General features: G+C 51.7%; 20 protein-coding genes and 3 tRNA genes. 9 read left to right on the plus strand and 14 right to left on the minus strand.

Going from position 1 to position 20,846, the window contains the following annotated elements; all coding sequences use genetic code 11:
* Positions 1–5: 5 nt before the first annotated feature.
* Both emrB and EHN13_RS24200 read left to right on the plus strand, forming a co-directional pair.
* Positions 6–1,544 carry a multidrug efflux MFS transporter permease subunit EmrB gene (gene emrB / locus EHN13_RS02395; RefSeq protein WP_061068443.1) on the plus strand — a complete coding sequence of 513 codons (1,539 nt, stop codon included), beginning with the start codon at positions 6–8 and terminating at the stop codon, positions 1,542–1,544.
* Positions 1,545–1,722: 178 nt separating this feature from the next.
* A complete protein-coding gene (locus EHN13_RS24200; protein ID WP_061068444.1) occupies positions 1,723–3,066 on the plus strand; it encodes a pentapeptide repeat-containing protein in 1,344 nt (447 codons plus the stop codon).
* 176 nt (positions 3,067–3,242) lie between these two features.
* Here EHN13_RS24200 and luxS read toward each other — a convergent pair whose 3' ends face one another.
* The 13 genes from luxS to mltB form a co-directional block, all read right to left on the minus strand.
* Entirely contained in the window at positions 3,243–3,758 is a 516-nt protein-coding gene (gene luxS, locus EHN13_RS02405; RefSeq protein ID WP_061068445.1) for an S-ribosylhomocysteine lyase, read from the minus strand.
* A gap of 149 nt (positions 3,759–3,907) precedes the next feature.
* The gene (gshA, locus tag EHN13_RS02415; RefSeq protein ID WP_048213011.1) at positions 3,908–5,467 is read right to left on the minus strand and encodes a glutamate--cysteine ligase; all 1,560 of its coding nucleotides are present in this window, start codon (positions 5,465–5,467) and stop codon (positions 3,908–3,910) included.
* A 77-nt stretch (positions 5,468–5,544) separates the two neighbouring features.
* The gene (locus EHN13_RS02420; protein ID WP_042313100.1) at positions 5,545–5,973 is read right to left on the minus strand and encodes a YqaA family protein; all 429 of its coding nucleotides are present in this window, start codon (positions 5,971–5,973) and stop codon (positions 5,545–5,547) included.
* Positions 5,970–6,536, minus strand: a complete 567-nt coding sequence (yqaB, locus tag EHN13_RS02425; RefSeq protein WP_124020816.1) for a fructose-1-phosphate/6-phosphogluconate phosphatase — start codon at positions 6,534–6,536, stop codon at positions 5,970–5,972. The genes EHN13_RS02420 and yqaB overlap by 4 nt, the downstream gene beginning before the upstream one ends.
* Before the next feature lie 116 nt (positions 6,537–6,652).
* Positions 6,653–6,729, minus strand: a tRNA-Arg gene (locus EHN13_RS02430).
* Positions 6,730–6,768: 39 nt separating this feature from the next.
* Positions 6,769–6,845: transfer RNA gene (locus tag EHN13_RS02435), tRNA-Arg, on the minus strand.
* Between the two features lie 3 nt (positions 6,846–6,848).
* Positions 6,849–6,941: transfer RNA gene (locus EHN13_RS02440), tRNA-Ser, on the minus strand.
* Positions 6,942–7,277: 336 nt separating this feature from the next.
* Positions 7,278–7,463, minus strand: coding sequence for a carbon storage regulator CsrA (csrA, locus tag EHN13_RS02445; protein ID WP_000906486.1), 186 nt, complete (start codon positions 7,461–7,463; stop codon positions 7,278–7,280).
* A 238-nt stretch (positions 7,464–7,701) separates the two neighbouring features.
* The gene (gene alaS, locus EHN13_RS02450; protein ID WP_048213013.1) at positions 7,702–10,329 is read right to left on the minus strand and encodes an alanine--tRNA ligase; all 2,628 of its coding nucleotides are present in this window, start codon (positions 10,327–10,329) and stop codon (positions 7,702–7,704) included.
* 128 nt (positions 10,330–10,457) lie between these two features.
* Positions 10,458–10,958 (minus strand): recombination regulator RecX, encoded by a 501-nt coding sequence (gene recX, locus EHN13_RS02455; RefSeq protein ID WP_116361109.1) that lies wholly within the window; start codon positions 10,956–10,958, stop codon positions 10,458–10,460.
* Between the two features lie 86 nt (positions 10,959–11,044).
* A complete protein-coding gene (gene recA / locus EHN13_RS02460; protein WP_121584967.1) occupies positions 11,045–12,109 on the minus strand; it encodes a recombinase RecA in 1,065 nt (354 codons plus the stop codon).
* 92 nt (positions 12,110–12,201) lie between these two features.
* The gene (gene pncC, locus EHN13_RS02465; protein ID WP_115601590.1) at positions 12,202–12,699 is read right to left on the minus strand and encodes a nicotinamide-nucleotide amidase; all 498 of its coding nucleotides are present in this window, start codon (positions 12,697–12,699) and stop codon (positions 12,202–12,204) included.
* A gap of 191 nt (positions 12,700–12,890) precedes the next feature.
* Positions 12,891–13,970, minus strand: coding sequence for a lytic murein transglycosylase B (gene mltB, locus EHN13_RS02470; RefSeq protein ID WP_048213016.1), 1,080 nt, complete (start codon positions 13,968–13,970; stop codon positions 12,891–12,893).
* Between the two features lie 264 nt (positions 13,971–14,234).
* Here mltB and srlA point away from each other — a divergent pair, with 264 nt between their 5' ends.
* From srlA to gutQ, 7 genes are all read left to right on the plus strand, one after another.
* On the plus strand, positions 14,235–14,798 hold the full coding sequence (gene srlA, locus EHN13_RS02475; RefSeq protein WP_048213017.1) for a PTS glucitol/sorbitol transporter subunit IIC: 564 nt from the start codon (positions 14,235–14,237) through the stop codon (positions 14,796–14,798).
* Positions 14,795–15,766, plus strand: a complete 972-nt coding sequence (gene srlE / locus EHN13_RS02480) for a PTS glucitol/sorbitol transporter subunit IIB (RefSeq protein WP_124020818.1) — start codon at positions 14,795–14,797, stop codon at positions 15,764–15,766. Before srlA ends, srlE begins: the two co-directional genes overlap by 4 nt.
* Positions 15,767–15,779: 13 nt before the next feature.
* Positions 15,780–16,142, plus strand: coding sequence for a PTS glucitol/sorbitol transporter subunit IIA (srlB, locus tag EHN13_RS02485; protein WP_048213019.1), 363 nt, complete (start codon positions 15,780–15,782; stop codon positions 16,140–16,142).
* A 17-nt stretch (positions 16,143–16,159) separates the two neighbouring features.
* Entirely contained in the window at positions 16,160–16,939 is a 780-nt protein-coding gene (gene srlD / locus EHN13_RS02490) for a sorbitol-6-phosphate dehydrogenase (RefSeq protein ID WP_124020819.1), read from the plus strand.
* A 55-nt stretch (positions 16,940–16,994) separates the two neighbouring features.
* Positions 16,995–17,354 (plus strand): transcriptional regulator GutM, encoded by a 360-nt coding sequence (gutM, locus tag EHN13_RS02495; protein ID WP_048213020.1) that lies wholly within the window; start codon positions 16,995–16,997, stop codon positions 17,352–17,354.
* 68 nt (positions 17,355–17,422) lie between these two features.
* Positions 17,423–18,196 carry a glucitol operon DNA-binding transcriptional repressor SrlR gene (srlR, locus tag EHN13_RS02500; protein ID WP_048213021.1) on the plus strand — a complete coding sequence of 258 codons (774 nt, stop codon included), beginning with the start codon at positions 17,423–17,425 and terminating at the stop codon, positions 18,194–18,196.
* The gene (gutQ, locus tag EHN13_RS02505; RefSeq protein WP_124020820.1) at positions 18,189–19,154 is read left to right on the plus strand and encodes an arabinose-5-phosphate isomerase GutQ; all 966 of its coding nucleotides are present in this window, start codon (positions 18,189–18,191) and stop codon (positions 19,152–19,154) included. The genes srlR and gutQ overlap by 8 nt, the downstream gene beginning before the upstream one ends.
* Here gutQ and norR read toward each other — a convergent pair.
* On the minus strand, positions 19,151–20,671 hold the full coding sequence (norR, locus tag EHN13_RS02510; protein WP_124020821.1) for a nitric oxide reductase transcriptional regulator NorR: 1,521 nt from the start codon (positions 20,669–20,671) through the stop codon (positions 19,151–19,153). The genes gutQ and norR overlap by 4 nt on opposite strands.
* Between the last annotated feature and the right edge of the window lie 175 nt (positions 20,672–20,846).

A 20,846-nucleotide genomic window follows, 5' to 3' on the forward strand; every position in this document is an offset into this window, starting at 1 on the left:
GTGTGATGCAACAGCAAAAACCGCTTGAAGGCGCGCAGCTCGTCATTATGACGATTGCGCTGTCCCTGGCGACATTCATGCAGGTGCTGGACTCCACCATTGCTAACGTGGCGATCCCCACTATCGCCGGGAACCTCGGCTCTTCGCTGAGCCAGGGAACCTGGGTGATCACCTCATTCGGGGTGGCGAACGCTATCTCAATTCCGATCACCGGCTGGCTGGCCAAACGCGTTGGCGAAGTCAGACTATTCATGTGGTCAACTATCGCCTTCGTCATTGCGTCGTGGGCATGCGGGATGTCCACCAGCCTGAACATGCTGATTTTCTTCCGCGTCATTCAGGGTATTGTCGCTGGTCCATTGATTCCGCTGTCACAAAGCCTGTTATTGAATAACTATCCTCCCGCCAAGCGTTCCATTGCCCTCGCGCTATGGTCGATGACGGTGATTGTTGCCCCGATATGTGGCCCCATTCTTGGGGGCTACATCAGCGACAACTATCACTGGGGCTGGATATTTTTCATCAACGTGCCAATCGGTGCTGTAGTGGTATTAATGACGCTGCAAACTCTGCGAGGTCGGGAAACCAAAACCGAGCAGCGGCGTATCGACGCCATTGGTCTGGCTTTGCTGGTCATTGGTATCGGCAGTTTGCAGATTATGCTCGACCGCGGTAAAGAATTGGACTGGTTCGCCTCACAGGAAATTATTATCCTGACGGTTGTCGCCGTGGTGGCAATCAGCTTCCTCATCGTCTGGGAGCTTACCGATGAGCACCCCATTGTCGATCTCTCGCTGTTTAAGTCGCGCAACTTTACCATCGGCTGTCTGTGTATCAGTCTGGCCTATATGCTCTACTTCGGCGCAATCGTCCTGTTACCGCAGTTATTGCAGGAGGTGTACGGATATACGGCAACCTGGGCAGGTCTGGCGTCTGCGCCGGTTGGGGTGATTCCGGTGATCCTGTCGCCGATTATCGGCCGTTTCGCACACAAGCTGGATATGCGTCGGCTGGTCACGTTCAGCTTCATCATGTATGCCGTCTGTTTCTACTGGCGTGCGTGGACATTCGAACCCGGTATGGATTTTGGCGCATCGGCCTGGCCGCAGTTTATTCAGGGGTTCGCGGTAGCCTGCTTCTTTATGCCACTGACCACCATCACGCTATCGGGGTTACCGCCTGAACGAATGGCGGCAGCATCGAGCCTGTCCAACTTTACGCGAACGCTGGCGGGTTCTATTGGCACATCGATCACCACAACTATGTGGACTAGCCGTGAGTCGCTGCACCATGCGCAACTGACGGAGTCAGTAAACCCTTATAATCCTAATGCGCAGGCCATGTATAACCAGCTGCAGGGATTAGGGATGACCAAAGAACAGGCATCCGGCTGGCTGGCGCAGCAAATCACCAACCAGGGGCTGATTATTTCTGCTAACGAAATATTCTGGATGTCTGCAGGGATTTTCCTCGTGCTTCTCGGCCTGGTATGGTTTGCCAAACCGCCATTCGGTGCAGGCAGCGGCGGCGGCGGCGCGCACTAATATCGATTTGTCGGTACTGAGAATCAAAACCCAATATAGATATTGAATCTATATTGGGTTCAATTCATTGACTAATTCAATATAAATTAATGCTAAACCAGAGCAGTTTTTGATATTTTTCGTTGTCTCTTAGTAAGAGAATCGCCTTAGTGATAAACCAATCAATAAGGCGATGTCAATGGACAACATTAATGCTTTAGCACAAAAACATATAGATATACTGGTAAGCGCTGCAATGAGCCCAGACGATAAAACATTGCACAAAGAAGCAACTAAACTACATGGCGTAGTCGAGTGTCTGAAGTACATTTTTACTTTTGGAATTAAGGACTCAGGGGAGAAGCGTCTTAAGTCAGTCATCAATAGTCTCGCGAGCTCTTTGGCTTCAGAGGGTATGTCCCCGCGAAAAACACTGAACAGTATTATTGATAACCCCGACATTTCTATTAGATTCACTATTGATAAGTCAGAAAAATCGCTACAAGGTGAATATGAATTATGTATAAGTAAGGACACGGATGGAGCATACTCACTGAATATTAGTGAAGAAAACGTATCTGAACCATTAGAGTTACAATTAAGTGAAGCGCAGTTCATATCAGGGGCCAGATATCTTAGCACCATATATTTTCTGGATACAAACAACCTATCAGAAGCCCAGCAAAAATATATTGATACTGGATGCCTCGATCTATCAGGGGAAGATTTAAGCGAACTTGATATGAGCGATTTGGATTTGAGTAATGCTGACCTTTCCGAGGCAAATCTAAGTAGAACAAGTATAGCAACTGAACAACTACTTGATACTAGTTTAATACGTGACAATTTTAGCGAAGATAATCAGCCTGAAGCAGCTGCAAGGTTGAATGAGATAATGTTGTTGGAAAAAAATATCTTCAGTAAAAATAATAAATTATTCGAATCCATTAAGAATATGGCTAAACCAGAGTGTCAACAATTGTTTAGTAAAACATTGATTGAAGAAAAAGATTCAGACATGATGGTTTCATATTCAATCGCAGGAAACATTATTGCTAATGAATCAATATTGCATTATACCATGCAGAAATTTTCAGAAGCAGGAATGGGTAACTTAAAGCAGGTTATCGACAAATTTTCAAAACTCTTTTTTGAACAACCTGCTGTATATAAAGATATCATTCCTGCCGAATCAAGCCTTAGGAAAATAACAACTCTAGATAAATGGAATGAAGCCGTACAATCCGGTTACTTTGATGCAGATAAAATGGCACTACTTTCGAGAGGACTCAGTACGACCACAGAGTACAAGGATTTCATCAAGGATCTAAAAGATGATCTGGAATCCTTTAACATCACTAGCCAAGAGAGTTATTGTAAAATACTGGACAAAGGTGAGATTATGATGGGGAAATATGACTATTGTACCAATGTCAGTGTAATAACCCCAGAAATCTTAGAAGACGTAGAAATCTTTGGACAATATACTTCTTTTTATAGAGAGTTTGGTAAATTAATTGATGTTATTTTTAATAAAACATAAAGGTAAAACTCAATAGTGCTTGCAACTACATTCTGACGATGTCATTTAAAGGTGCGATGGCCACGCGTATTGATAAAAAAAAGCCAGTTCATCTGAACTGGCTTTTTTTATACCGGCTGGAGCCTATTATTTGTAGACCAGATGAGAAACGTGAGCTTCACCATCCGGCATGACAACTAAATATGCAGTTCCTGCAGCTTGTCTTTTGGCAGCGCCAGCTCCTCATTGCTGTTAACGCGGACATCACGTTCCAGAATATGACGTGCAATGTCCTGCGCTTCGCTGAGGGAGTGCATCTGATACGTACCGCACTGGTAGACGTTCAGTTCCGGGATCTGACTCTGATCCTGCACTTTCAACACATCTGCCATTGCCGCTTTCCAGGCATCAGCTACGCGTTGTTCGTCCGGCGTTCCAATCAGGCTCATGTAGAAGCCGGTACGGCAACCCATTGGCGAAATATCGATAATCTCGACACCGTTGCCATTCAGGTGGTTACGCATAAAACCAGCAAACAGGTGTTCCAGCGTATGAATACCTTTCTCAGGCATCACTTCTTTGTTCGGAATGCAAAAACGCAGATCAAACACGGTGATTGCGTCGCCATGCGGGGTATTCATCGTTTTTGCAACCCGGACCGCGGGAGCTTCCATCCGGGTGTGATCGACAGTAAAACTATCTAACAACGGCATTTAGCCACCTCCGATAAATTTTTTTAAAATATTCTGAACTCTTTGTTCCGGGGCGAGTCTGAGTATATGAAAGACGCGCATTTGTTATCATCATCCCTGTTTTCAGAGATGAAATTTTGGCCACTCCCGAGTGGCCTTTTTCTTTTGTATCAGGCGTGCTTTTCCAGCCACACACCAAACGGCTCAGTATCTGCCGCTTCAATCTCCTGCTGACGGCGCTTAGAAGCCACACTTTCAGCAATAAATTCGTCTTCCTGCAGCAGTTCCAACGGCTCTTCGCGCAACAGGTTACGGTACGCTTCACCCAACGCTTTACCCGTGCCACCGATACCAGTATCAATCATAGACCGCAGGATCCGCGCTGAGAATGTCAGCTCAGGATTATCAAAGCAGGCAACCAGTTCGTCACATACTTTTTGATATTCCTCTCCTCCGTGAATGCCGTCCAGCGTTTGTGCCACACGTTTCAGATCACGGAACAGATCTTTACCCACTTTAGGCAACGGGAACTGAGCCGTTTCACAACCAATACCTAACGTCAGGCCTGGCTTGCGCCCTTCCAGAATAACGCGATTCCAGTTAGTACGCGTACACAGCAGCTCGTCGCTACTCATTTCCGGGGCATCAGCCAGAACGCACCAAACCATGAACAAATCGAGGAAGCGCACCTGTTGTTCATCTACGCCGATTGGCGAGAAGGGGTTGATGTCGAGCGAACGCACTTCGATATACTCAATGCCGCCGCGTAGAAGCGCATCAGACGGCGTTTCACCGCTGCGAGTCACGCGTTTCGGACGAATTGGCGCATACAGTTCATTTTCGATCTGCAAAACGTTGCTGTTGATTTGCAGGCGCTTACCGTCTTTCTCCAGACCGATCGCCGCGTACTCCTCTGAAGGCGTTTTAATCGCGCGCTTCAATCCTGCCACATACTCATGCAAATCGTTAAACGTAATTCCGAGATTGCTTTGCGACTTATTGGTATAACCCAGGTCACTCAGACGCAGCGACGTGGCATAAGGCAGGTAATACATACCACAATCGGTTTTTTCAAACGGCAGCGTTGTCGGTTTTCCTTGCAGGAAGGAGGAACAAATGGCCGGAGAGGCGCCAAACAGATACGGGATCACCCAACCAAAACGGTAGTAGTTGCGAATCAGACGGAAATACCCTGCTGACACTTTTTCTTTAGCGTCTTCATCGCCATCTGTTACGCCACATTTCGCCTGCCAGAAAGCCATCGGCAGCGAGAAGTTGTAGTGTACGCCGGAGATAGTCTGCATCAACGCGCCGTAACGGTTTTTGAGGCCTTCACGGTAAAGGGTTTTCAGACGACCGATATTCGACGTACCGTACTGCGCCAGCTCGATATCCTGACCTTCGGCAATATAGCAAGGCATGCTCAACGGCCACATACGCTCATCGCCAAGATTCCTGGCAGTATAGCGATGCAGATCGCGCATGAACGTGAGCATTTTGTGAATGTCATCGCCCGGTGGAGTAATAAACTCCAGCAGTGTTTCGGCAAAGTCAGTGGTTATCCATTTATGCGTTAGCGCTGAGCCTAACACTTCAGGATGGCCTGTCGTTGCCAATGAACCATCAGCATTAACACGCAGCGTTTCGCGCTCGAGCCCGCGTTGAATCCCCTCTAACGCATGAGGATGTTTTTCCAGCCAGGCCAGCGCCTGTGATACGTCCGGGATCAAATTGACCTCCCGCCTGTCAAAATCGTTTTAATTAGCATAATGGTATTGGTCAACCTGCAGGTTATTCCACAACACAATTAGTGCCACCACATAATGCCTTGCGTCGTAACCGCCGCAACCACAACATAGCGCAGCGCTTTGCCAAGACATAAAAAAAAGAGAACTGGGCCCCACGAGATGCGCATCCATCCCGCTAACAAGCACAGTAAATCACCCACAACCGGCATCCAGCTTAATAATAGTGTGACAGCGCCATAGCGCCTCAGCCAGCCAGTGGCTTTTTCTTGCCAGCGCGATGTTTTACGCAACGGAAAGAAACGCCCAAGGATAACGTTAGTTAACCCTCCAAGGCTATTACCCATTGTTGCTGTTAAAACTAAGACCCAGGGATGACTCGCTCCAGAAACCAGTAAGGCAACTAAAACAACTTCAGAATTTCCAGGTAATAGCGTGGCGCTGAGAAAGCTGCTGGCAAACAGCGAGAGGAGCGACAGTCCATCACTCACAATAACCGGACATCCACGGCGTCCATTCCTGCGGCACGCGCCGCCTGAAGTCCAAAATCGGCATCTTCAAACACGACGCAACGCGCCGGTTCAACGCCCATACGTTCAGCACAGAGCAAAAACGTATCAGGAGCCGGTTTGTGGCGTTGTACGTGATCGGCCGCCACCACGGCATCAAAATAACGACGCAGCCCAAGGTGAGTAAGCAGCGCTTCTGCAATCGCGCTTTCACTCCCCGTTCCTACCGCCATAGGCCGACGACCATGCCAGGCTTTCACGACGTCAACCAACGGCAGAGGCTGGACGCTATCCAGCAACATGCTTCTCACCTTGTCGGTTTTTTCACGCGCTAAGGCATGGAGGTCGAGATCGGCATGATTCAATTCAATTACCGACTGGGCAATACGCCACGTTGGGGAGCCGTTGAGGGCGACCATGGCTTGTTCATCAAAACGCAGCCCATAATGCCCCAATACCTCATGCCACGCCTTACGGTGCGTTGGCTCGGTATCCAGGATGGTGCCATCCATATCAAAAATCAAACCCGCATAACGTTCGTACATCGTCTTCTCACAAGCCGAATGACCAGACGTTATTTTATCGTAATTGATTGATTTTGTCGCTGACAGCGAATTGAGGGGCATTCAGAGAATATGTGGAAATAATTTAAAGGGGGAGATGGTGCATCCGGGAGGATTCGAACCTCCGACCGCTCGGTTCGTAGCCGAGTACTCTATCCAGCTGAGCTACGGATGCATCGGGAATTGCTGATTACTACTGATACTGCAGAGAAGATGGTGCATCCGGGAGGATTCGAACCTCCGACCGCTCGGTTCGTAGCCGAGTACTCTATCCAGCTGAGCTACGGATGCAAATGGCGGTGAGGCGGGGATTCGAACCCCGGATGCAGCTTTTGACCGCATACTCCCTTAGCAGGGGAGCGCCTTCAGCCTCTCGGCCACCTCACCAACACGCCTCTTGCGAGTGCTTCGAAGAACTTGTTTCTGCTCATCGTCGCTGCGTGGCGCACATATTACTTTCTGGGACTTATAAGTCAAACAATTTTTCCAGAGCTTTTATCGTTTGCACATTTCACGCGCAATTAGTCTGCAAAAACGGCAAAAAGAGTGTTTTATCAACAGATAAATTGGCAATTTCCTGAAGCAGTGAACAAACGGAAACTTCGTAGGGAAAGGCATTACGCCCAGTGGAATCGAAAAAATGGGGAGGACGAAGAAGAACAGAGAAGAAAAAGGGTAACTCAATCAGGTTGCGCCTCACCAGAAAGGTGAGACGCGAAAACCTTAGTAACTGGACTGCTGGGATTTTTCAGCCTGGATACGCTGGTAGATCTCTTCACGATGGACAGAAACTTCTTTCGGGGCGTTGACGCCAATGCGCACCTGGTTGCCCTTCACCCCTAAAACTGTCACGGTGACCTCATCGCCTATCATGAGGGTCTCACCAACTCGACGAGTCAGAATCAGCATTCTTTGCTCCTTGAAAGATTAAAAGAGTCGGGTCTCTCTGTATCCCGGCATTATCCATCATATAACGCCAAAAAGTAAGCGATGACAAACACCTAAGTGTAAGCAGTCACGGCATCACATTCTGTTAAACCTAAGTTTAGCCGATATACACAACTTCAACCTGACTTTATCGTTGTCGATAGCGTTGACGCAAACGCTGCGGATTGAAGTCCGCAGCGTCGGCTTACGCTTATAATTTTTACAGTTTTGCGCTAACCCAGCCTTTCACACTGGCTAACGCTGCCGGCAGAGCCGCAGCATCCGTACCACCGGCTTGCGCCATGTCCGGACGACCACCACCCTTGCCGCCTACCTGCTGAGCGACCATCCCAATCAGTTCCCCTGCTTTCACGCGGTCTGTCACATCCTTAGACACGCCCGCAATCAGAGAAACCTTACCTTCAGCAACTGTTGCCAGTACGACAACAGTAGAACCCAGCTGATTTTTCAGATCATCAACCATGGTACGCAGCATTTTCGGTTCAACGTCCGCAAGCTCGCTGACCAACAGCTTCACGCCGTTGATATCAACGGCTTTGCTGGAAAGGTTCGCACTTTCCTGCGCTGCGGCCTGTTCCTTCAATTGCTGCAATTCTTTTTCGAGCTGACGCGTACGTTCCAGTACGGAACGAACTTTGTCACCGATATTCTGGCTATCGCCTTTCAGCAACTGCGCAATATCGCTTAAGCGATCGCTTTCAGCATGCACGGTATTAAGAGCGCCTTCACCGGTCACGGCTTCGATACGACGAACGCCCGCAGCAGTACCAGACTCGGAGATAATACGGAACAGACCGATATCGCCCGTACGGCTGGCGTGAGTACCACCACACAGTTCGGTAGAGAAATCACCCATACTCAGTACACGCACGTGGTCATCGTATTTCTCACCAAACAGCGCCATTGCACCTTTGGCTTTCGCCGCCTCAAGATCCATGATGTTCGTTTCAATCGGCAGGTTGCGACGAATTTGCGCATTCACCAGATCTTCAACGGCACGGATTTCAGCAGGCTTCATCGCTTCGGTATGAGAGAAGTCGAAGCGCAGAATTTTATCGTTAACCAGCGAACCTTTCTGTGCCACGTGCGTGCCCAGAACCTGGCGCAGCGCCGCGTGCATCAGATGCGTTGCGGAGTGGTTCAGGCGAATACGTGCACGACGCGCTTCATCCACATCAGCCTGCACTGCATCGCCAACTTTCAGAGAGCCCGCAGACAGTTTGCCGATGTGACCAATCGCCTGACCATATTTCTGCGTGTCGCTAACGGCAAACGCGAAGCCCGCACCTTTCAGTTCGCCTTTATCGCCAACCTGACCACCAGATTCCGCATAGAACGGTGTCTGGTCAAGAACGACAACGGCATCCTGACCTGCGTTAATGGCGTCTACCGCTTTACCATCAACAAACAGCGCGGTGACTTTGCCGTTCAGTTCCAGGTGCTCGTAGCCTTTAAATTCAGAAGCACCATCAACGCGAATCATCGCATTGTAGTCTGCGCCAAAGCCGCTGGCTTCACGTGCGCGACGGCGCTGTTCTTCCATTGCGGCTTCAAAGCCCGCTTCATCAACCTTAATGTTACGCTCGCGGCAAACGTCTGCCGTCAGGTCAACCGGGAAACCGTAGGTGTCATACAGACGGAATGCGGTTTCGCCGTCCAGCGTATCGCCGGACAGTTTTGCCAGTTCTTCATCCAACAGCGCCAGGCCACGCTCCAGCGTACGCGCAAACTGCTCTTCTTCGGTTTTCAGAACCTGCTCAACCATAGACTGTTGACGCTTCAGCTCTTCGCCCGCGGAACCCATTACATCTACCAGCGGACCAACCAGCTTGTAGAAGAAGGTGTCCTTCGCGCCCAGCATGTTGCCATGACGAACTGCGCGACGAATGATACGGCGCAGCACATAGCCACGGTTTTCATTAGACGGAACAACGCCATCGGCAATCAGGAACGCACAGGAACGGATATGGTCGGCGATAACGCGCAGTGATTTATTGCTCAGATCGGTCGCGCCGGTGACTTTCGCCACGGACTCAATCAGTGAACGGAACAGGTCAATTTCATAGTTGGAGTTAACGTGTTGCAGCACGGCCGCAATACGCTCCAGACCCATACCGGTATCCACGGACGGTTTCGGCAGCGGTTCCATGGTGCCGTCAGCCTGACGGTTGAACTGCATGAAGACGATGTTCCAGATCTCAATGTAGCGATCGCCATCTTCTTCCGCGCTTCCCGGAGGGCCACCCCAAATGTGGTCGCCGTGGTCGTAGAAAATTTCGGTGCACGGACCGCAAGGACCGGTATCACCCATCTGCCAGAAGTTGTCGGAAGCATAAGCCGCGCCTTTGTTATCACCGATACGGATGATACGTTCGCGCGGAATACCGACTTCTTTTTCCCAGATTTCATAGGCTTCATCGTCAGTTTCATAGACGGTGACCCACAGACGCTCTTTTGGCAGGGCAAACCAGTTTTCACCGGTCAACAGTTCCCATGCGTATTGAATGGCGTCGTGTTTGAAGTAATCGCCGAAGCTGAAGTTGCCCAGCATTTCGAAAAAGGTATGGTGACGTGCAGTGTAACCGACGTTTTCCAGGTCGTTGTGCTTACCGCCCGCACGTACGCAACGCTGCGAGGTGGTTGCGCGGGAATAATTACGCTTGTCGAGGCCAAGGAAAACATCCTTGAACTGGTTCATCCCGGCGTTGGTAAACAACAAAGTAGGGTCATTGTTCGGTACCAGGGAGCTGCTGGCAACTACCTGATGTCCTTTACTATGGAAAAAATCGAGAAACGCCTGACGGATCTCAGCGGTGCTCTTGCTCATAATTATCCTGAAGAAATCAAGCTAACGAAATGTCATTACCAGCATCGGCACGTAAACTGCGCCTCTGGCAATCGAAAAGTGGGAATAAGATAAGTTTTCTTTACTGGGAAGTAAAATCCCGTATGCGCTCAATCGTCAAAATTTCGCCATATTGCCTGAATATCTTCCATCAGATAGCCGCGATAGAGCAAAAAACGCTGGACCTTTACCTTATCTGAAAATTCCACAGGTAAAGGTTCACCGTACTTCCGGACGGCCTGCTCGCGCGCAAGCACTGCCCAGTCAATTTCACACTCGCGCATAGCACGCTCAATGGACTCACGCGCGATCCCTTTCTGATTTAATTCCTGACGCACGCGGGCAGGTCCGTAGCCCTTACGACTGCGGCTGGCGATAAACTGCTGAACGAAGCGGTCATCATCCAGATAGCGACTTTCAATACACCAGGCGATGACCTTGTCGTAATCCTCCGGCGTAGCATCAATGTCTTCCGGTCCATTTTTTCCCATCACCGGAGCGGCCAGCTTACGCCGCAGTTCCTGCTCACTGTGGTCGCGCATCGCAAGTATTCGCACGGCGCGGTCAAGAAGTCGGGAATAAGCGGAACGGCGGGAAGTTGCGTCTGTCATAGTGAGCCTTCAGAAATGAAAAAGGGCTGCATGATATGCAGCCCTTTACTATATACGATTCAAAACATGCGATTCAAAACAGGTTATCAGAAATCTTCGTTCGTTTCTTTTACGTCTTCACCACTGTCATCAACGGAGAAATCAGGCGTTGAATCCTGGCTATTGAGCAGTAACTCACGTAATTTCTTCTCAATTTCTTTCGCGGTTGCCGGGTTTTCTTTCAGCCAGTTAGTTGCGTTCGCTTTACCCTGACCGATTTTCTCACCGTTGTAGCTGTACCATGCACCCGCTTTTTCAATCAGCTTCTCTTTCACGCCCAGGTCAACCAGTTCGCCGTAGAAGTTGATGCCTTCACCGTAAAGAATCTGGAATTCAGCCTGTTTGAACGGCGCTGCAATTTTATTTTTCACAACCTTAACGCGGGTTTCGCTACCTACCACGTTGTCGCCTTCTTTCACCGCGCCAATACGACGAATATCCAGACGAACAGACGCATAGAATTTCAGGGCGTTGCCACCGGTGGTGGTTTCCGGGTTACCGAACATAACGCCAATCTTCATACGGATCTGGTTGATGAAAATCAGCAGCGTGTTGGACTGCTTCAGGTTACCGGCCAGCTTACGCATCGCCTGGCTCATCATACGCGCCGCAAGGCCCATGTGAGAGTCGCCAATCTCGCCTTCGATTTCTGCCTTCGGCGTCAATGCGGCAACGGAGTCGACCACGATAACGTCAACCGCGCCGGAACGCGCCAGCGCATCACAGATTTCCAGCGCTTGCTCACCGGTATCCGGCTGAGAACACAGCAGATTATCGATATCAACACCCAGCTTACGGGCATAAACAGGGTCCAGCGCGTGTTCCGCATCGATGAACGCACAGGTTTTACCTTCGCGCTGTGCGGCGGCAATAACCTGCAGTGTCAGCGTTGTTTTACCGGAGGATTCTGGCCCGTAGATTTCGACGATACGGCCCATTGGCAAACCGCCCGCGCCCAATGCGATATCCAGAGAAAGCGAACCGGTGGAGATGGTTTCCACGTCCATGGAACGGTCTTCACCGAGGCGCATGATGGAGCCTTTACCGAATTGCTTTTCGATCTGACCCAGCGCTGCCGCCAACGCTTTCTGTTTGTTTTCGTCGATAGCCATTAATTACTCCTGTCATGCCGCTTTCGGGTTAAACCGCGAAACGTGATAGATAATGTTCTGTTGAGGCAATTATACTGTATGCTCATACAGTATCAAGTGTTTTGTAGAAATTGTTGCCACAGGGTTTGTAACGCGTAGACAGTCGCCTGTCGACGTACCGCATCGCGATCGCCGATAAAGCATTCCCGGCGGGTAATCCCCTCGCCGCTTGCGCTGGCAAAGGCAAACCATACCGTCCCCACGGGCTTGTCTTCACTACCGCCATCGGGTCCTGCGATACCGCTAATCGAGACGGCGAAGTCTGCACGGGCGGCTTTTAGCGCGCCAATCGCCATTTCAACGACCACCGGTTCACTCACCGCGCCATGCTGGGTCAGCGTCTCTTCGCGCACGCCAATCATCTGCGCTTTGGCTTCATTGCTGTAGGTCACAAACCCGCGTTCAAACCAGGCGGAGCTTCCGGCAATATCCGTAATCGCTTTGGCTACCCAGCCGCCGGTACAGGATTCCGCCGTCGTCACTGTTGCCCCGCGCGCTTTCAGCGCCAGGCCAACCTGCTCGCTTAACTGCATCAGTTCACTGTCGGTCATTTCAGCCTCTGTCAGTTAAAAAATATGCCGGACAAGATAGCACTTTCATAACCAATATGGGGATGGGGAGAACGTTTTACGAGGAGGATTCCAAAAATTGCTCCGTTGCACAAATAAGATCTGCCAGATGGGGATGTCAGGGCATCTTCTCCGGCCTACAAGAGATATCCTCCGGTAGGCCGGGGGAGCGATTACTGCACGCGCGCCAGCGCCACCGCCTGACCCAATTGCCACACGGCCATCGCGTAGTGGGTACTGTGGTTGTAGCGGGTGATGGTGTAGAAGTTCGGCAACCCATACCAGTACTGGTAGCCGGTACCGATATCCAGGCGCAGCAGGCTGGCCTGCTGATGATTCCCCAACGACTGCTGCGGCGTCAGGCCCGCGGCGGCAAGCTGAGAAATGCTGTACTGGGTTTTAAAGCCGTTAGCCAGCCCAGGCGCCTGACCATTTGCCGGAACCGCGACCGTATCGCCTTTCACCCAGCCGTGACCTTTGAAATAGTTCGCCACGCTACCGATGGCATCAACCGGATCCCACAGGTTAATGTGCCCATCGCCATTGAAATCAACGGCATATTGTTTATAGGAAGACGGCATAAATTGGCCGTAGCCCATTGCCCCCGCGAAAGAACCTTTCAAATCGAGCGGATCGTCGCTTTCATCTCGCGCCATCAGCAGGAAGGTTTCCAGTTCACCAGAGAAGTATTCCGCCCGACGAGGATAGTTAAACGACAGCGTCGCCAGCGCATCCAGAATCCGCGTTTTACCCATCACGCGGCCCCAGCGAGTTTCTACGCCAATAATACCAACGATAATTTCCGGCGGTACGCCGTATACCTGCCACGCGCGGTTCAGCGCATCTTCGTATTGATTCCAGAACGCCACGCCGTTTTGCACGTTATCCGGCGTGATGAACTGTTTACGATACCGCAGCCATGCGCCGTTAGGTCCGGCTGGCGGTTGCGTCGTCGGCGCCTGGCGGTCCATCAAACGCAATACCGAGTCCAGACGCTTGGCCTGCGACAGGATCTCCTGCAATTGCTGGCGGTCAAAGCCGTGCTTGTTCACCATTTTCTCGATGAACTGCTGTGCATTCGGATTATTGGCGAAGTCGCCGCTTGTTTGCATGACGTTGTGCTGCGGCTCAAGCAGGAAGCCGCCGGATGGCGTACCCGTAGTCGTTTGAGTCTCTGAAGGTTTGGGTTTGCTGCTACAGGCAGCAAGCAGTACGAAAAGGGGGAGTAACGCTACGTAACGACGCTTGAACATGAGACATCCATTAAACAAATTCAGCCTGGGGGAAGTATGGTAAAGCATCCTCCGTCATACAAGGAAGCGGTAGTCGCTCTCCTTCACAGAATTTACATCCCCTTTCATCTCTGAGCCGCACATTTGCGAGCACTCACGCAATAACTTTCAAATTAAAATATTTTACTTTCATTTTGAGATCAAAATAACACTTTTAAATCTTTCGATCTGATTAAAATTGGTTACCGTTTGGCAAGGTAACTAAAATCCCTACAGGAGAGAATAATGATCGACACCATCACACTCGGTGCGGAGTGGTTTATCGGGCTGTTCCAGAAAGGCGGAGAGGTCTTTACCGGCATGGTGACCGGTATTCTTCCACTGCTGATTAGCCTGCTGGTCATCATGAATGCGCTGATTAACTTTATTGGCCAGCAGCGTATTGAACGTTTTGCCCAGCGCTGCGCCGGAAACCCATTGTCCCGCTACCTGCTGCTGCCGTGCATCGGCACATTCGTTTTTTGTAACCCCATGACGCTGAGCCTGGGCCGTTTTATGCCAGAGAGATATAAGCCCAGCTATTACGCAGCAGCGTCCTATAGCTGCCACTCAATGAACGGCTTGTTCCCACACATTAACCCCGGAGAGTTGTTTGTCTATCTGGGGATTGCCAGCGGCTTGACGACGCTGGGCCTCCCGCTCGGCCCGCTCGCGGTGAGCTATTTGCTGGTCGGTCTGGTGACCAACTTCTTCCGTGGCTGGGTGACCGATTTCACCACCGCCATCTTTGAGAAAAAAATGGGCATTCAACTTGAGCAGAAAGTGCATCTGGCGGGAGCAACATCATGACGCGTATTCGTATTGAAAAAGGCACCGGTGGTTGGGGTGGTCCGCTTGAACTGGAAGCAACGCCCGGGAAGAAAATTGTCTATATCACTGCCGGAACGCGCCCGGCGATTGTCGACAAGCTGGCGAATCTGACCGGCTGGCAGGCCGTTGATGGCTTCAAAGAAGGTGAACCACCAGAGAATGAAATCGGTGTAGCGATCATCGACTGCGGCGGCACACTGCGCTGCGGGATCTATCCAAAACGTCGTATCCCGACGGTGAATATTCACGCGACCGGGAAATCCGGTCCACTGGCACAATACATTATTGAAGATATCTATGTCTCTGGCGTGAAAGAAGAAAATATCACCGTTGTCGGTGAAGCATCCGCTACGCCAACGCCGGCAAGCAGCACTATCGGTCGCGATTACGATACCAGCAAAAAGATTACCGAACAAAGCGACGGCCTGTTGGCAAAAGTGGGAATGGGCATGGGTTCAGCCGTTGCAGTGCTGTTCCAGTCCGGGCGCGACACGATTGATACTGTGCTGAAAACCATTCTGCCGTTTATGGCGTTTGTCTCGGCACTGATTGGCATCATTATGGCTTCCGGTTTGGGTGACTGGATAGCCCATGGACTCGCACCGTTAGCCAGCCATCCGCTGGGGCTGGTGACCCTGGCGCTGATTTGTTCTTTCCCGCTGCTGTCGCCTTTCCTCGGCCCCGGTGCGGTTATCGCCCAGGTTATCGGCGTTTTGATCGGCGTACAGATTGGTTTGGGGAATATTCCCCCTCATCTGGCGCTACCTGCCCTGTTCGCCATTAACGCTCAGGCTGCATGCGACTTTATTCCTGTCGGGCTGTCGCTGGCCGAAGCGCGTCAGGACACGGTTCGCGTCGGCGTGCCATCCGTTCTGGTGAGTCGTTTTCTCACCGGCGCGCCTACCGTTCTCATCGCCTGGTTTGTTTCCGGCTTTATTTACCAATAAGAGGCACTCAAAAATGACCGTGATTTATCAGACCACCATCACCCGTATCGGCCAGAGCGCCCCGGATGCACTCAGCGACCAGATGTTGATTACCTTTCGTGAAGGCGCGCCAGCGGATATCGAGGAGTTTTGCTTCATTCATTGCCACGGCGAGCTGAACGGTTCGTTGCAAGCCGGGATCCAGTTTGAACTGGGCCAGCATCACTACCCGGTCACCGCCGTTGGCAGCGTAGCGGAACAAAATTTACGTGAACTGGGGCATATCACCCTGCGTTTTGACGGACTGAGCGAAGCGGAATTCCCCGGCACCGTACACGTTGCAGGCCCCGTACCGGACGGTATCGCGCCGGGCTGTATTTTGAAGTTTGTTGCTTAAGATTGAAGGAGATAAAGATGAATCAGGTTGCCGTTGTCATTGGTGGAGGCCAGACCCTTGGGGCATTCCTTTGCCGTGGGCTTGCGACAGAAGGATACCACGTCGCGGTGGTGGATATTCAAAGTGATAAAGCCGCCAACGTGGCGCAAGAAATTAACGCCGAGTTTGGCGATGGCACCGCCTACGGTTTTGGCGCAGATGCCACCAGCGAACAGAGCGTGCTGGCGCTATCACGCGGAGTGGATGAAATATTTGGCCGTGTCGATCTGCTGGTTTACAGCGCCGGTATCGCTAAAGCCGCATTTATTAGCGATTTTCAGCTTGGGGATTTCGACCGCTCGCTGCAGGTGAATCTGGTCGGCTACTTCCTCTGCGCACGTGAGTTCTCACGCCTGATGATCCGCGATGGCGTTCAGGGGCGCATTATCCAGATCAACTCCAAATCAGGGAAAGTGGGCAGTAAACACAACTCTGGCTATAGCGCGGCAAAATTTGGCGGCGTGGGCTTAACCCAGTCGCTGGCGCTGGATCTGGCGGAATACGGGATCACCGTGCATTCATTGATGCTCGGCAACCTGCTGAAATCACCGATGTTCCAGTCGTTACTACCGCAATATGCGACCAAGCTTGGCCTTAAGCCAGACGAAGTTGAGCAGTACTACATTGATAAGGTTCCACTCAAACGCGGCTGCGATTATCAGGACGTGCTGAACATGCTGCTGTTTTACGCCAGTCCAAAAGCCTCTTACTGCACCGGGCAGTCCATCAACGTGACCGGCGGTCAGGTGATGTTTTAATGTTGAATTGCCGGATGGCGGCTACGCTTATCCGGCAAAATCAAAGGAGTACATTATGGTTTCCGCACTGATTACCGTCGCCGCTATCGCCTGGTGCCTGCAACTGGCGCTCGGTGGCTGGCAAATATCCCGCTTTAATCGGGCTTTCGATAAGCTCTGCCAACGGGGTCGGGTTGGCGTGGGGCGCTCCGGCGGACGTTTTAAACCCCGCGTGGTGATCGCCATTGCGTTAGATGAGCAGCAGCGGGTTACCGATACGTTATTTATGAAAGGTCTTACGGTATTCGCCAGACCCGGCAAAATTGCCACAATAATGGGCAAACATCTTGATGAATTACAGCCTGATGTGATCTTTCCCCATGATCCGCTATCGCAGAATGCACTATCATTAGCGCTTAAACTGAAACATGGGTAATTTCGTTGTGAATGCTAATAGCTTGCGAAATTATCATTTTGCAACCTATAGTCAGGGTAATCACGCCTATGAAACCTCGTCAGCGTCAGGCTGCCATACTGGAGCACCTGCAAAAGCAGGGAAAATGCTCGGTTGAAGAACTGGCCCACTACTTTGACACCACCGGCACGACCATTCGCAAAGACCTGGTCATTCTGGAAAATGCCGGCACCGTCATTCGTACCTATGGCGGCGTGGTATTAAATAAAGACGAATCCGACCCGCCAATCGATCACAAAACGCTAATCAACACGCATAAAAAAGAGCGGATTGCCGAAGCCGCCGTCCGTTTTATTCACGATGGCGACTCGATTATTCTGGATGCGGGCAGCACCGTACTGCAGATGGTGCCGATGCTCACGCGCTTTAGCAACATCACCGTTATGACCAACAGCCTGCACATTGTTAACGCCCTTTCGGAGCTGGACAACGAGCAAACCATCCTGATGCCCGGCGGGACCTTTCGCAAAAAATCTGCGTCATTTCACGGTCAGCTGGCAGAAAACGCCTTTGAGCAGTTCAGCTTTGATAAACTCTTCATGGGCACCGACGGCATTGACCTCAATGCCGGCGTGACCACTTTTAATGAGGTGTTTAGCGTCAGTAAAGCGATGTGTAATGCCGCTCGCGAAGTGATTCTGATGGCTGACTCGTCAAAATTTGGGCGCAAAAGCCCTAATGTTGTATGCAGTCTGGAAAGCGTCGACAAGCTGATTACCGATGCGGGTATCGACCCTGCATTTCGTCAGGCGCTGGAAGCAAAAGGGATTGAAGTGATCATAACCGGAGAAACCAATGAGTGATGCACTACTGAACGCGGGCCGTCAGACGTTAATGCTGGAACTACAGGAAGCCAGCCGTTTGCCTGAGCGACTGGGCGATGATTTTGTCCGCGCTGCCAATACTATCATCCACTGTGAAGGCAAAGTCATTGTCTCCGGGATTGGTAAATCAGGTCATATTGGCAAAAAAATTGCGGCGACCCTCGCCAGTACCGGCACGCCTGCCTTTTTTGTGCATCCGGCAGAAGCGCTGCACGGCGACTTAGGCATGATTGAAAGCCGCGATGTCATGCTGTTTATCTCCTACTCCGGCGGGGCTAAAGAGCTGGATCTCATCATCCCACGCCTGGAAGACAAATCCGTCGCCCTGCTGGCCATGACCGGAAAACCGACCTCACCGTTGGGCCTGGCCGCCAAAGCCGTGCTGGATATTTCCGTTGAGCGCGAAGCCTGTCCGATGCGCCTGGCGCCGACCTCCAGCACCGTTAACACGCTGATGATGGGCGACGCGCTGGCCATCGCCGTGATGCAGGCGCGCGGCTTTAACGAGGAAGATTTTGCCCGCTCGCATCCGGCAGGAGCGCTGGGTGCTCGTCTGTTAAATAAAGTGCATCATCTGATGCGCCGCGACGATGCCATCCCGCAGGTGACGCTTACCACCAGCGTCATGGAGGCGATGCTGGAACTCAGCCGCACGGGTCTTGGCCTGGTCGCGGTTTGCGACGACCAGTCACTGGTGAAAGGGGTCTTTACCGACGGCGACCTGCGCCGCTGGCTGGTTGGCGGCGGAGCGCTCAGCACTCAGGTTAGCGAAGCAATGACCCAGAATGGCATTACGCTGCAGGCGCAGAGCCGCGCGATTGACGCCAAAGAGATCCTGATGAAGCGCAAAATCACCGCCGCACCGGTGGTAGATGAAAACGGTAAACTCACCGGTGCTATCAACCTGCAGGATTTCTATCAGGCCGGTATTATCTAATCTTTCAGCCCCAGACGCTTCGCCAGCCGGTGCAGGTTGGCGACGTCTGTTTCCAGCGCCCGCGCACTTGCCGCCCAACTATGGTTATTTTGCGCCAGTGCCCGGCGGATCATCTCCCGCTGGAACGACTCTGTTGCTTCACGCAGGTTGTGATGCTGTGGGGTCTCCGCAACAACTTCCGCCACCTGCGGAACCGGGCCTTCATCCTGCAGGGCAAAATGCTGCGCCTCCAGTACCACTTCATCCCCTGCCCTGGTCGCCCTTGCCAGAACCACCGCCCGGTGAATGGCATGTTCCAGTTCACGCACGTTCCCGGGCCAGGCGTAGCTCAACAGATGACTACGCGCACCGGGGCTTAACACCACGCGGGACAGTCCCAGCCGCAGCCGACATTGCTCGCAAAAATAGCCGGCCAGCAGCACCACGTCTTCGCCGCGTTCACGAAGAGGCGGTACAGAAAGGGGAAAGACGCTCAGACGGTGGAACAAATCCGCACGGAAATTCCCGGCCAACACCTCTTCGCGTAAATCACGGTTCGTCGCCGCCAGCACTCGCACATTCACACGCAAGCTGCGATCGTCACCCACGCGCTGAATATCGCCGTACTGCAATACGCGCAGCAGCTTCGCCTGTAGCGCCAGCGAGAGTTCACCTATCTCATCGAGAAACAGCGTCCCATTGTCGGCCATTTCAAACTTACCGCTACGATTGCTGATAGCCCCGGTAAACGCGCCTTTTACGTGACCAAACAGTTCGCTTTCCGCTACGCTTTCCGGCAACGCCGCGCAGTTCAGATACACCAGTGGATTCACCGCGCGCGGCGAACCTTCATGGATAGCTTTAGCCACCAGCTCCTTCCCGGTCCCTGTTTCGCCGCTAATCAGCACGTTGAGATCGGACCCCGCCACAATCTCAATCTCTTTTTTCAACTGCATCATATTGGGCGACAGGCCAATCATCTGGGTTTCCGTCACCTGCTCGAAAGCCGTCGACGAACCTGGCAGCATATTCTGGCTTTCCAGCTGTTCAATCAGCAACGCATTGCTCAATGCGCCAGCCGCCAGCGCGGCAATCAGCCTAAGCTCCTCATCGCTGAAAACATCGAACTGATCGGGCTCCATGCCATCCAGGGTTAACGCACCAATCAAATTTTGACCGGCGAACAACGGCAGCCCAATACAGGCATGCACCTTCAGACTCTCCTGCCCCGGAATCAGACCATCATACGGGTCTGGCAAATCGCTGTCGGCAGGAAAACGTACCACGTCCCCGGCGCGGGCAATCGCCTCCAGACGCGGATGCCCTTCCAGAGTAAAGCGTCTGCCGAGAACATCCTGCGCCAGCCCATCGATCGCCAGCGGAATAAACTGTCGCGACTCGTAGCGCAGCAGTGCCGACGCGTCGCACTCCAGCACCTGACGCAAGGTGGTTATCAGTCGTTGAAAACGGTCCTGATGCCCAATACCGCTTTGTAATTCAATGGCGATGCCCGCCAGCACGTCTACGGAAAAGCTCATGGCTACCTCATTGTCATTTTGACAATTCATATTGTCATATTGACAATAAAACATATAGTCATTTTGACTACCACCTTATAGGTGGAAAAACAACTAATCCTTTAAAATCAAATAAATAAAAAGTTGGCACGCAACCTGCAATTAGCAAAATATCTTTTTTGAAAAACGCTGAATT

Origin of the sequence: Citrobacter youngae (genome assembly GCF_003818115.1) — a bacterium.
GTDB lineage: Bacteria > Pseudomonadota > Gammaproteobacteria > Enterobacterales > Enterobacteriaceae > Citrobacter > Citrobacter youngae.